Below are 13215 nucleotides of genomic sequence, written 5' to 3'. Positions count from 1 at the left end.
TCAGCCTGCCTTTGCCATCTGCATCAAGGTCACGCGCTGCTGCAACCGGCGCTGCGCCTGGTCGACCACCACGGCAACGATGATCACCAGCCCCTTGATCACCATCTGCCAGAACGAACTCACACCCATCATCACCAACCCGTCGGACAGAATGCCGATCACGAAGGCGCCGATGATCGTGCCGCCGATCGTGCCGCGCCCGCCAGACATGGATGTACCGCCCAAAACCGCCGCGGCAATGGCATTGAGTTCCAGATTGGTGCCGGTCGCCGGGTGCGAGGCCATCAGTTCGGACGAAATGATGAGGCCGACGATCGCCGCGCAGAAGCCGGAGAACATGTAGACGAACATCTTGACGCGATTGACGCGGATGCCGGACATGCGCGAGGCGCGCTCATTGCCACCGACCGCAAAGATATGCCGGCCGAGCGGCACGAAGCGGGCGAAATAGGCCGCACCCAGCGCCACGACGATGAGAATCCACACGGAGACCGGAAGCCCGAGGATCGAGCCGGAGCCGAGATAGCTGAAACCCTGGTTGCCGAGGTCTTCGCGGCCCGTGAGATTGGGCAATGTCTGGCCATCGGAATAGAGCAGCGCCATGCCGCGCGCGACATAGAGCGTGCCGAGCGTCGCGATGAAGGGCGCAACATTCAGGCGGGTGATCAGCAGGCCGTTGATCGCGCCGATCAGGATGCCGACCACCATGACGATGATCGCGACCTCGACGATATTGAAATAGACCGTGTAGTCGAGCGGCAGCGCTACGCCATACATGATGAGCCCGCCGGCGATCATGCCGCAAAGCCCGACGATCGAGCCGACGGACAGGTCGATGCCGCCGGTGATGATGACGAAGGTCATGCCGATCGCCAGGAACGCGTTCTGCGTCGCGTGCTTCGACATCAGGATCATGTTCGCGGTCGACAAAAAGTTCGGCGCGAAGATGGAGAAGAAGATGATCACCGCGAAGAGCGCGATGAAGGTCCGGAGCTTCATCAGCGTGAGCAGTGCTGCGCCGGTCGAGAGGTGGTTGCCGGTGGCGGCAGTTTGTGTTGCTGTCGTCATCACGCATGCATCCTTTTGGTTTTATGTCCCTCTGCGGAAGCCGAGACGATCATCTCCTCGGTGGCATCCTTGCGATCCACCACGGTCACGAGGCGGCCGTTGCTCATGACGGCGATGCGGTCGGACAGCGCCATGACCTCTTCGAGATCGGAGGTGGAGAACAGGATGGCGAGCCCCTCGCCCGCCAGCCGCCGCATGGTGCGGAAAACATCCGCCTTGGCGCCGACATCGATGCCGCGGCTCGGCTCGTCCATCAGCAGAACCTTCGGCCCCGTCATCAGCGCCTTGCCGATGACCACCTTCTGCTGGTTGCCGCCGGACATGGAGGTGACGTCGAAATCCGGGTTCTTCGCCTTGATCGAAAGATTGCGGATCGCCTCCATGATGGCGCTCTTCTCAAGCTTCAGATCGATATGAAACCCTGCCTTCAGGAACTGGCCGAGGCTCGCCATGGACAGGTTGTCGGCAATCGACATGGACTGCACCAGCCCTTCGCGCTGCCGATCCTCCGGGATCAGCGCCAGCCCCTCGCGAATGCGCCGGGTCGTGTCACGCCCCTTCAGTTCCTCGCCCTCGACGAAGATCTTGCCGGTATAATGCTCGTGGCGGCCCATGATGCATTCGAAAAGCTCGGAGCGCCCCGCGCCCATCAGGCCGTAGATGCCGAGGATCTCACCCTTGCGCACACCGATCGAGACGTGATCGACCGCATAACCGCCCTGCGCGCGCGGCAGGCATATGTTCTCCGTGCGGAAGACTTCTGCACCCGGTTCATGCTCGACCTGCTTGGCAAAATCCTTGGCATCCGAGCCGATCATCGAACGCACGATCCAGCGCGTGTCGATGTCCTTGACCATGGCATGGCCGGTGATCTGGCCGTCCTTCAAGACGGTAATATAGTCGCCGATGCGCATCAGCTCTTCCAGCCGGTGCGAAATGTAGACGATGGCCACGCCGCGCGCCTTGAGGTCTGCAATCACCCGGAAGAGCACGTCGACTTCCGCTGCACTGAGCGCAGATGTCGGCTCGTCCATGATGAGGATGCGGGTGTCGAGCGAGACGGCGCGAGCGATCTCGACGAGCTGCTGCTGGCCGATCGGAAGGTCTTCGGCAAGCGTATCGGCGGAAATGCCGGCTTCGAGCCGGTTCAAAAACTCGTTGGCCTTTTCCACCTGCGCCTTGTGGTCGATGCCGCGGAGGCCACGGGTGATCTCGCGGGTGGCAAAGATGTTTTCGGCAACGGAGAGGTTGCCGAAGAGGTTCAGCTCCTGGAAGACGATGCCGATGCCGTGGCGCACCGCGTCCGCCGGGCTGTTGAGGTGGATGCGCTCGCCATCCATCCAGATTTCGCCGAGCGTCGGCCGCTCTACGCCGGCGATGATGCGCATCATCGTCGACTTGCCGGCGCCGTTTTCGCCGACCAGCACATTCACCGCGCCACGCCGCAGCTTGAGGTCCGCCTTCTTCAGCGCCACGATGCCGGAATAGGCCTTGGTGATGTCCTTCAGCTCAAGAATGACGTCATCGGTTTCGGCCATGTTCAGCCTCCGACCGTGATGGTGGCGGGCACGAATTGCGGTAGCTGGCCCTTGGCCGGCAGAGGATAGGCGCCGGTCGCCTTGATCGTCTTGCCGGTCAGGCCCTCACGCGAAAGCTTTTCCAGCAGCGTGCCGTTCACATGGGTGTTGAACGACTTGCCGTACTGTGCCCATTCGATCTGGTTCTTGAACTCGTTAAAATTCACGAATTTCAGGCTGTCGCGCAGCGCCGTGCCGCGGATCGCCGGGCCGATCGAGACGCGCACATCCGCCTTGCTGTCGCCATCGACATCCACATCGACGTAAGCCGCACGCGACTTCGTCTCCTCGCCGACGATCACGCCGTCGATCTTCGCGGCAAATGTCCAGGGCGCGTTGCCCTGCTTTTCCTTGTGGCCGTATTTTTCGGCGGCCGCATTCAGGTCGCTCGCCGCAAGTGCGGAAACCTCCCGGAAGGGACCGGCGCGTTCTTCGAGATAGGGAACGACCTTGGTGTCCCAGATATCGGCGACCAGCTTGTCCGGATTGAAGGCGCCGGCTGCCGCCTGCTTCTGCTCGTCCTCCGTCTTGACGAACTTGCAGCCGCCGAGCGCCAGCGCGCCGGCAAGCAGAACCGTACAGGCAGCCTGAAATTTCGGCATTCCCATTCTCCGTCGTGAACAGCAAACGCGAGGCAGGACCGCACCCTGCCTCGCGCCATCGCGGGAGGATTATTCGGTGAGCGCGAAGGTTTCGAGCTTGCCGGCATTGTCCGCGGTGATGAGCACGCAGTCCATGAGCTGCTTTTCCTCGGCCGGCGCCTTGCCGGTCGTGATGTATTCATGCGCCTGGGTGACGGCGAGCTGGGCCTGGGCATAGGCCGGCTGCATGACGGTCGCCTTGATGCCGCCCGCCTTGATGGAGTCGCGCACGTCGTTAGAGCCGTCGAAGCCGACGACGATGACATCCTTGCGGCCGGCAGCCTGGAGGGCGGCGATCGCGCCCATGGCCATCGTGTCGTTGCCGGCGATCACGCCCTGGATATCCGGGTTTGCCTGAAGAATAGTCTCCATCTTGGAGTAGCCTTCGGTCTGGCTCCAGTTGGCCGACTGCTGGGCCACCATCTTCATGTCCGGATATTCGTCAATGACGTCGTGGTAGCCCTTCGAGCGGATGCCGGCATTGAGATCGGCTTCGCGGCCGAGCAGCTCGACGTAATTGCCCTTCTCGCCCATCAGCTTGACGAACTCTTCGGCACCGAGCTGTGCGCCCTGGTAGTTGTTCGAGACGATCTGCGAGACAGCGACGCCCGTGGCGTTGATTTCGCGGTCGATCAGGAAGGAGGGGATGCCCGCGTCCTTCGCCTTCTGGACGGCGGCGATCGAGGCTTCCGAGCCGGCATTGTCGAGGATGATCGCCTTGGCGCCGCGGCCGATCGCGGTATCGATAAGCTGCGACTGCTTGTTGGCGTCGTCGTCATGCACCAGCACCAGCGTCTCGTAGCCGAGTTCCTTAGCTTTGGCTTCGGCACCGACCGCTTCCGCCTTGAAGAACGGATTGTCGTGGCTCGGCGTGATGATGGCGATGAGATCGGCGGCGAAGGACGGCATGGCGACGCTTGCGGCCATGACGGCAGCAAAGCCGACGGTGATCAGTCTGCGGGTAATGTTCATCTTTTCCTCCCGGTTAGGCACCGGTCTCCAGCGGCCATCCCTCCATTGAAAATGGCCGCCCCGGTGCAAGTCTTCGTCGGCGGGCAAGACCCGCCGGAAATCAGGTGATGCGCTGGATGCTGGCGGCGATTTCCGCGGGCTCGAAAACCCGCTTCCAGTCGTCCTTCATCAGCACCGGCTTGCCGAACTCGATCGCCTTGTTGCAGGCATCGGAGAAGACGCCGGGCGTCTCCTCGAAGATCACGGCGCCGAGCACGTTCATATGGCCGAGCAAGAAGTCGCGCGCGGCCTCCTTGGCAACGCCGCGGCGCACGCATTCGTCCATGGCTTCGCGCATGACGACGAGCAGCGAGGCGCAGACGGTTTCGGAAAGACCGGGCTCCAGGAGCGCCATCTGCTCGACGGTGACCCGGTGCGAGCGCATGACCGGCGCCCAGATGACCTTGGCGATCTCCTCGCCGAGCGCATAAGCCTCTTCCGGCCCCTGCATCAGCGCGGAAACGATGTGCTGCTTCGCGGCGATACCGCCGAAGAAGTCGCGCTTGGCGGACGGGTCCGTCTCGTCGTTGAAGATCGGCGGATGGCAGGGATGCGTGACGAAATAGGTGAGGTCCGCGCGCTCCGGCAGGTGGCCGGCAAAGGGTGCGGCGGCATCGAGCGCCACGACCATCGTGCCCGGCTTCAGCTTGTCGGCAATGCCGGCCGCGACCTTGCCGATCGCCGTATCCGGAACCGCGAGGATGACGACGTCGGCGCCGGCGAGGCCTTCCTCGGCGGAGACGCAGGAGAGGCCGAGATCGTCGGAAAGCCTTGCCTTGCCGGCGTCGCTCACCTCGATGTGGCGAACATCGAAGCGCGAACCCTTCAGATTCTTGGCGAGCCGATAGCCCATTTTGCCACCGGCACCGAACAGCGCGATCGATGTCATCGAAGACCTCCCTGAATGCATTTCCTTCGCCGGTCGCCCGGTGTGAGCCTATATTTCCCAACTGGTATAACATGTCAATAAGCGTATCTAAAAATATGTGATGTCACAGCGAGCATAACAGGCGCGCGCATGCGACCGCAAAGGCGCAATGCGGCAATGCCGAACGTCACAGGACGTTCGGCGCACCTTCACAATCAATTCGATGGAAGCAGCTTAAAGGCGCGCGGCAATCGCCTTCGCGATGAGGGCCAGCGAGACGGCGCCGGCATCGGGATGGCCGATGCTGCGTTCGGCGAGCGGGCGCGCACGGCCGAGCCGCGGCGTCAGCGGCGCGGTTGCCTGGGCCGCCTCGTCACAGGTGATGCTCGCCTTGTGCCACGCCTCCTTCAGGGAGAGGCCATCCTTGTGGGCGGTTTCCAGCGCCGCGACGAAGGGCAGGAAGGCATCGACCAGCGTCTTGTCACCCGGCCGCGCGCCGCCGAGCCGCATGACATCGTCCAGCGCAAGGCGCGCGCCGCGCACGACATCCGCATCCCCGACGGCCTTGTCATCGGCGAAGGCCGAACTCCAGGAGCGCAGTAGCAGGCCCCAGATCGCGCCCGACGTCCCGCCGGCACGGTCCGCCCAGGCATCACCCGCCGCGGCGAGTGCGCTTTTCGCGCCGGCCCCGCTCGCAACGGCCTGGTTTATGGCATCGCGCGCAGCATTGGCCCCGCGCCGCATGCCCTGCCCATGGTCGCCATCCCCGGCAAAGGCGTCGATCCGCCCCAGTTCGGCCTCCGCCTCGGAGAGAACGGACACCATCGTATCGAGAATGCCGGCAAGGCACCGAGCGCTTTCGCGCGCGGCACCGGAGGCCGGGCCGAAGGTCGGCGCCTCGTCCTCCGCACGCGCCTTGAACACAGCCGGCTCGGTCGCAAATGTCTCGCCGCGGCGGAAGACGGGCGTATCGCAGGGCGCCAGCCAGTAGCGCTCCAGCTCCTCGTCGAGCCACATCACGGTGAGCGAGCAGCCCTGCATGTCGAGGCTCGTCACATATTCGCCGACCTCCGGCGCGACGAGGTCCACCCCGGCCGCCTGTAACTGGCTTTCGACCGCGCCCCAGAGAACGAAGAGTTCCTCGTATTTGGTGGCGCCGAGACCGTTGAGAAGCACGGCAGCGCGGCGCGCACGGGCCGGGCGCTCGGCAAGCACGGTCTCCACCAGCAGCTTCGCCAGATCCCCCGCGGGCACGATGTGGGCATCCCGAATGCCGGGCTCGCCATGGATGCCGAGGCCGAGTGCCATCATGCCCTTCGGCACGGTGAACAGCGGCTCGGTGGCGCCCGGCAGCGTGCAACCGCCGAAGGCGACGCCAAAGGAGAAGGTCCGGTCATTGGCAAGCCGCGTCACGCGTTCCACGTCGTTGATGGCGAGACCCGCCTCGGCCGCCGCCCCCGCCACCTTGAAGACGACGAAATCGCCGGCAATGCCACGGCGCTGCAAATGGCTGTCCGCCGGCGCGCTCGCTACGTCGTCCGTCACCGTGACGATGCGCACGTCGATGCCTTCCGCCCGTAGCCGTTCCGCCGCGACGCCGAAATTCAGCACGTCGCCGGCATAGTTGCCGAAGCCGAGGATGATGCCGCCGCCATGATCCGCATTGCGGCAGACGCGGGCGACCGCCGCCGTGGAGGGCGAGGCGAAGATTTCGCCGGCCACCGCCGCATCAGCCATGCCCGGCCCGACATAACCGGCAAAGGCCGGATAGTGCCCGGAGCCGCCGCCGACGATGACCGACACCTTGCCGCGCGGCACCGCGGTGGCGCGCACCACGCCGCCCTTCACCAGCCGGACATAGCGCCCATAGACGCGCGAAAACCCTGCCAAGGCCGCGGACGCAAAAGTCTCGGGATCATCGACGATCTTGGTCATGGGTCTGCTCCTTGCCTGCCATTGAGCCGCGAAGATGCAACATCGGCCGCATGGAGAAAAGGGCAAACCCGCAAACGGTCAGCCAGCGCGCTCGCCGTCCGCCACGATGACGTTGATGCCCTTGGCGCGCATGCGCGAGAGGTGGGAGATCGGGATATCCTCGTCGACGATCACCGCGTCGAACTCTTCGAGCGTCGAGAAGTGGTGGAGCGCGCGCCGCTCGAACTTGGTGTGATCGGCTAGAAGCACGCGCCGGGCAGAGCTTTCAAACATCGCCCGCTTGGTCGCCACCGTCTCCGGCGACTGGTGATAGACCACGTCGTCGACAATGGCCGAGAGCGACATGAAGACCGTATCCGCCCGTAGCCGGCGGATTTCGTTGGTGGTGATATGCCCCATGAAGGCGTTGCACCAATTGTAGAACTGCCCGCCGAGACAGATCAGGTTGACGTCATTGACGTCCTTCAATTCGTTGATGAGCACGAGCGAATTGGTGATGACGGTCAGCGGCACTTTTGCGGGCAGGAACGCCGTCATCTCGTGCACGGTGGTCGCATCGTCAAGGAAGATCGCCTGGCCGGGTTCGACGAAGCTCATGGCGGCCCGGGCGATCGCCTTCTTTTCCTTCGCCTGCCTGGTGGCGCGGTAGACGTCGGAGGATTCGATGAGGCTGGTGGGGGCTGCGGAAACGATGCCGCGCGTCTTGCGGAACAGGCCGCGGCTGACGAGTTCGTCGACATCGCGATGCGCCGTCATCAGGCTGATGCCGAAACGCTCGGTCAGGTCCTCAATGCGGATGGAGCCTTCGGCGATGACCGTCTCGGCGATCATCTGGCGGCGCACGAGCTGGCGCGCATGGCGGCTGTCGCTCGGCAGCTCCTCCGAAAGCAAATCCTTGACGTCGACTTTCTTGTTCACGGGAAGACCCTGCCATGCTTCGAGGATAGCGTTTCGTATCTCGTATCGGGCGGCAAGGAAAATGCCAAGCTGGCCCCGGACAACCCGGGTGCGAAATGGGAGCGCCCCCGAAAGGCGCTCCCGGTCTTGGTTATTCGCTCAGGACGAAGGGAGCGGTGTACTTGTCGACATTGTCCTTGGTGATCAGCAGGCAATCGAACAGCTGCTTTTCGGTGTCGACACCGGTCGAGCCGTTCTTGATCACGTTGTCAGCCTGCTTGACGGCAGCTTCCGAGAAGACGGCAACCGGCTGGAGCACGGTGTACTGCAGTTCGCCAGCCTTGATGGCGGCGACGGCATCCGGCGAACCGTCGAAACCGCCGACCTTCACCTGTTCCAGCTTTCCGGCTTCCTTGAGGGCCGCGATGGCGCCCAGCGCCATTTCGTCATTGCCGCTGATCACGCCGATGATGTCCGGGTTTGCCTGAAGCAGCGACTGCATCTTGGCATGGCCCTTGGTGCGGTCCCAGTCAGCCACTTCCTTGCCGGACTTTTCGAGATCCGGATACTGCGTCAGGACGGTTTCGTAACCGTTCGAGCGCGTTGCGGCGTTGTTATCGGAAGGAGCGCCGAAGAGCTCGACATACTTGCCCTTGTCGCCGACCGCTTCGACCCATTGCTGGGCACCAAGCGCTGCGCCCTGGGCATTGTTCGAAACGAGCTGCGCCTTGGCGAGGCCTTCCTGGTTGATCTCGGCATTGACGAGGATGACCGGGATACCGGCCGCAACGGCCTTCTTGACCGCGCCGACCGAACCATCGGCATTGGCCGGGTCGAGGATGATCGCGACCGACTTGTTGGTGATCGCGGTGTCGATCAGGTTGCTTTCGGTGTTGGTGTCGCCCTTGTGGGCGCCGACATTGGCGGTGTAGCCAAGGCTTTCGGCCGTCTTCTTGGCGACTTCGCCTTCCGTGAACCAGTAGGGGTTCGACGGATCGTTGACGATGACGGTGATCAGGCCTTCGGCCCAGGCGGTGCTGAACAGCAGCGGCAGAGCGGCAGTTGCTGCGAAGAGTACACGCATACCTTTTTTGAACATGGTCTCACTCCCTTTGTTGAGGCCGGCCCTTTGTCGAGCCCGGTTGCGCCGATTATCGGCAATACTTTCCGCTGCCAGGCCGATCATCGATCCACCTCTCCCGGTCGCGGTCGGTTCCAGTCAGCCGTCGCTTGCTTAGCGGCGGCCGTATTTCAGGCTGTTGAGCAGGACGGCGGTGACGATCACGGCGCCGGTGAAAACCGTCTGCCAGTAGGCCGAGACGCCGATGATCACGAGGCCGTCCGACAGGAAGCCGATGACGAAGGCGCCGAGCATGGTGCCGATCACCGTGCCGCGGCCGCCGGTCAGCGCCGCACCGCCGATGACGACGGCGGCAATCGCCGTCAGCTCGTAGGTGGTGCCGGCCGTGGGGCCTGCAGAGGTGAGCTGCGAGGAGAGCACGAGACCAGCGACGGCGGCGCAGATGCCCGAGAGCACATAGACGGCGATCTTCACACGCTTCACCGGCACGCCGGAAAGTTCCGCCGCGCGCTCGTTACCGCCGGAGGAATAGAGCCAGCGGCCGAAGGCCGTGCGGGCAAGCAGGATGTGGCAGGCGACGGCGAAGACGAGGAGCACGAGCACGCCGATCGGCACGCCGGCCAAGCGGTTGAAGCCGAGCCAGTCGAAGCCGGTATTGCCGAGCTCCGGGCGCCCGCCAAGATTGTTGTAGGTGAGGCCGTTGGTCATGAGCAGCGCGATGCCGCGGGCGACATAGAGCACGCCGAGGGTCGCCACGAAGGCCGGCACGCGCAGATAGGCGATGAGCACGCCGTTGACCGCGCCGACGACGGCGCCGAGCAGGCAGGTGAGCACGACCACGACCCAGACCGACGGATAGAGGATGACGCCGATCTGCGGGATCGTGACCCCCTGCATGAGGAAGCCCGCCACGACACCGGCCAAGCCAAGCGTCGAGCCGACGGAAAGATCGATGCCGCCATTCAGGATGACGAGCAGCATGCCGATCGCCAAGAGGCCGAAGATCGCCACATGCGATGCCATGATCAGGAAGTTGCTGACCGTCAGGTAATTCGGCGACATGGCCGAGAAGACCACGATGATGGCGATGAGCGCGAAGAAGGCGCGGCCTTCGAACAGAAGCTCGACAAAGCCCTTCTTGCGCTTGCCGCCGCGAACCGCTGCTTTTGTGTCGATTGCAGGTGTGACTGACATTGCTTCAGCGCTCCTAATGGGCATGCACGGCTTCGCCAGAGGCGGCCATGATCTGTTCCTTGGTCACATCAGGACCGAATTCTGCGGAGATGCGGCCGCGCCGCATGACGAGGATGCGGTGCGCGATGCTCAGGCACTCGCCGACCTCGGAGGTGGTGTAGACGACGGCAAGCCCTTGCCTTGCGCGCTCGGCGAGAAGCTTGAAGACCTCAGCCTTGGCGCCGATATCGATGCCGCGGCTCGGCTCGTCGAGCAGGATCACCTCGGGATCGGTCGCCAGCATCTTGCCGATGACAACTTTCTGCTGGTTGCCGCCGGAGAGCGAGCCGATCGGCGCGCCGCCGCCATCCGTCTTGATATGCACCTTGCGGATCGCCTCGCCGACCAGTCCCGCCTCGCGCGACGTGGAGGTGAAGAGGCGGCGCGTGAAGGCGCCGATGCTGGCAAGCGACAGGTTGCGGCCGACCGTCATGGTCTGCACGAGGCCATCGCGTTGCCGGTCTTCCGGCACCAGAACGAGGCCATCGCGAATGCAGCTCGCAATCGACTGCCCGGTAACGTCCCGGCCCTTCAGCACGACCTTGCCGGCAGATGCCTTCAGGCGTCCCGCGACCGCTTCGAGCAGTTCCGTGCGCCCCGCGCCCATCAGGCCGTAGATGCAGACGATCTCGCCGGCGCGCACCGAAAGCGACAGCCCGTCCACCACCGAATAGCCAGCGCCCGCCGGATCAGGCACGGTGATGCCCTCGATCGACAGCGCGACATCGCCCTTCTCATAGCCGGTCGGCGGCGAGCCGAGGTCGAAATTGTCGCCGACCATGTGGCGCACGATCCATTCGAGATCGATGTCCTTGCGTTCGGCGTAAGCCGTCATTGCGCCGTCGCGCAGCACCACCGCATGGTGGGTGATCTGCAAGGCCTCTTCCAGATGATGCGAGATATAGACGATCGACACGCCGCGGCCCGTGAGGTCGCGGATGACCTTGAACAGCACTTCCACTTCCGTGGCGGACAGCGCCGAGGTCGGCTCGTCCATGATCAGGATGCGTGAATTGACCGAAAGGGCGCGCGCAATCTCGACGATCTGCTGCTGGCCGAGGCGCAGGTCCTCGACGGGGGTCAGAGGATCGATGTTCTCTTCCAATTCAGCCATCAGGAGGCGCGTCTGGCGCTCTTCTTCCGCGAAGTCCACGCCCGTCGCAGTCATGATCTCGCGACCCATGAAGATGTTGTCGCGCACGTTCATGTTGGGAGCGAGGCTCAGCTCCTGATGGATGATGGAGATACCGCGATCACGTGCTTGGGAGGATGACGCGAAAACGATTGGCTCTCCATCTAGGACGATCTCGCCGGAGGTGGGCTGCACCACGCCGGAGAGAATTTTCATCAGTGTCGACTTGCCGGCGCCGTTCTCGCCAAACAGCGTCGTGACCTGGCCGCGGTGAATGTCGAAGTTCACGCCCTTGAGGGCATGGATGTTGCCGTAGGCCTTCGCCACGTTGCGCGCGGCGAGAACGACTTCACCCTTCTGATACGAGCCATCGAGCGCACTCATTGGACGTCGATCCTCACGGGGGTGACGATCCAGCTCTTCGGATTGACGAGCTTGAAGACGCCGATGACCGTCACGGTCTTGCCGGTGAGCGCCGCCGGGTCGAGGCTGCCGAGCACGACCTTCTTGACCTCGTTGTTGATGGCTGAGCCGGCATCCTGATATTCGATCTGGTTCTTGAACTGGCCGAATTCGATCTGGCCCGTGGCATCGCGCAGGTCCGTGCCGTTCAGCGCCGGGCCGGTCTGCACGCGCAGCGTCAGCTCGGCGGGAAGGCCCTCGACGGCGACGACGTTGTAGTTCGCCTTGCGCTCGCCGACGACGCCGGTGAACTTGACCGGGAAGACCGGGCCGACGGAGGTCGCAACACCGTATTTCTCGCCCGCCGCCTTCTTGTCGGCGGTGATCGCCTGCGCCAGTTCCGCGGCCTCGACGGCGCGCGTCTCGACGCTCTGCTTGATCAGCGGGAACTGCTCGGTTCCGAACGCTTCCGGCGAGAACCGCTGCACCTGCACGTCCCTTTCGGAACCGATCTGCACGATTGTCGTGTCGAGCGCCATGGCCACGAGCAGCGCGACGACGGCGACGCCACCGATCCAGCGATAGCTCTTCGCGGGCTGGGGCGATTTGGAAATCGTGGTGTCAGTCATGTCGATTGGCCTTGGATGGGATGGACGGTTTCAGCGGGGATGCCGGCGACAGGCCGATGGCATAGGCAGGCCCTCGGGTGGACGCGCAGCGCAGCGCCCAGGCATCGCTCTCTTCCGTAAAGACCATGTCATGATGACCTCCCCATGAACGGCGCCGGCCAGGTCTCCTCACCCGCCTTGCGCTGCATTGCACACATCTTCGCAGTTGCGATATCTGCATGTTATATGTCGCAGTATATATGTTAAATTAACACAGCATGTCAATTGGGCTTTTTCGCTTAGGCTTCGATCATATGCTCACTATTTCGTCATAAAAAGGCGAACCTGTGCATTGAAATGAGCGCTCGATGCAGAGGCGCACTGTACGTGAAACACTCCGGCGAACTGAAAGATAGGCGGCATAAATATCAGATATTATTAGATAAAGATCTGAATTTTCTTGCGATTGAAGCGCCATTCTGCCAAACGCGCCGACGATTTGCGGCGGCAGCGGCCGACGAACGAAGCCGCCAGACACTTTCCTTCCCTCCCTCTATCATACCTGAAAAAAAATTCTTGGTGCGCAAAATTTTACGAGACATAAGGTATCTTTGTGTTATGTTCGTTATGAGGTCCGGGAGGCCCGTGGTAAATCCTCTGAAACAGGTCGCAGGACCTCTGCTCTGCGGTACAAAGGGACCACGCGCACTTTCGCGAGAGAATTTCGGGAGGAAATCATGCTCTGTTTCGGGTCAGGCGAAG

The 13215-nt window shown here is 63.1% G+C and carries 11 protein-coding genes; all 11 read right to left on the bottom strand.

Going from position 1 to position 13215, the window contains the following annotated elements:
• Positions 1-1068: an ABC transporter permease gene (locus tag AC1Q6Z_RS00565; RefSeq protein ID WP_492646381.1), complete on the bottom strand. Its 1068-nt coding sequence runs from the start codon at positions 1066-1068 to the stop codon at positions 1-3.
• Positions 1068-2606 (bottom strand): sugar ABC transporter ATP-binding protein, encoded by a 1539-nt coding sequence (locus AC1Q6Z_RS00560; RefSeq protein ID WP_492646380.1) that lies wholly within the window; start codon positions 2604-2606, stop codon positions 1068-1070. The genes AC1Q6Z_RS00565 and AC1Q6Z_RS00560 overlap by 1 nt, the downstream gene beginning before the upstream one ends.
• Before the next feature lie 2 nt (positions 2607-2608).
• Complete coding sequence (locus AC1Q6Z_RS00555; protein ID WP_492646379.1) at positions 2609-3247, bottom strand: DUF2291 family protein; 639 nt, start codon at positions 3245-3247, stop codon at positions 2609-2611.
• A 69-nt stretch (positions 3248-3316) separates the two neighbouring features.
• A complete protein-coding gene (locus tag AC1Q6Z_RS00550; RefSeq protein ID WP_256119687.1) occupies positions 3317-4258 on the bottom strand; it encodes a D-ribose ABC transporter substrate-binding protein in 942 nt (313 codons plus the stop codon).
• 100 nt (positions 4259-4358) lie between these two features.
• Complete coding sequence (locus tag AC1Q6Z_RS00545; RefSeq protein WP_256119686.1) at positions 4359-5186, bottom strand: phosphogluconate dehydrogenase C-terminal domain-containing protein; 828 nt, start codon at positions 5184-5186, stop codon at positions 4359-4361.
• Between the two features lie 213 nt (positions 5187-5399).
• Positions 5400-7100, bottom strand: a complete 1701-nt coding sequence (locus AC1Q6Z_RS00540) for a dihydroxyacetone kinase family protein (RefSeq protein WP_492646378.1) — start codon at positions 7098-7100, stop codon at positions 5400-5402.
• A gap of 78 nt (positions 7101-7178) precedes the next feature.
• Entirely contained in the window at positions 7179-7931 is a 753-nt protein-coding gene (locus tag AC1Q6Z_RS00535; protein WP_439617779.1) for a DeoR/GlpR family DNA-binding transcription regulator, read from the bottom strand.
• Between the two features lie 217 nt (positions 7932-8148).
• A complete protein-coding gene (locus AC1Q6Z_RS00530; protein WP_256119684.1) occupies positions 8149-9096 on the bottom strand; it encodes a D-ribose ABC transporter substrate-binding protein in 948 nt (315 codons plus the stop codon).
• A gap of 135 nt (positions 9097-9231) precedes the next feature.
• Positions 9232-10272, bottom strand: coding sequence for an ABC transporter permease (locus AC1Q6Z_RS00525; protein ID WP_256119683.1), 1041 nt, complete (start codon positions 10270-10272; stop codon positions 9232-9234).
• 13 nt (positions 10273-10285) lie between these two features.
• Complete coding sequence (locus tag AC1Q6Z_RS00520; protein ID WP_256119682.1) at positions 10286-11827, bottom strand: sugar ABC transporter ATP-binding protein; 1542 nt, start codon at positions 11825-11827, stop codon at positions 10286-10288.
• Complete coding sequence (locus AC1Q6Z_RS00515; protein WP_492646377.1) at positions 11824-12474, bottom strand: DUF2291 family protein; 651 nt, start codon at positions 12472-12474, stop codon at positions 11824-11826. Before AC1Q6Z_RS00515 ends, AC1Q6Z_RS00520 begins: the two co-directional genes overlap by 4 nt.
• Between the last annotated feature and the right edge of the window lie 741 nt (positions 12475-13215).

It is taken from the genome of Shinella sp. GW835-FHT14H05 (assembly GCF_058793575.1).
Note: the sequence above shows the minus strand (reverse complement) of the source record. Positions and strands in the feature narration are given on the sequence as shown.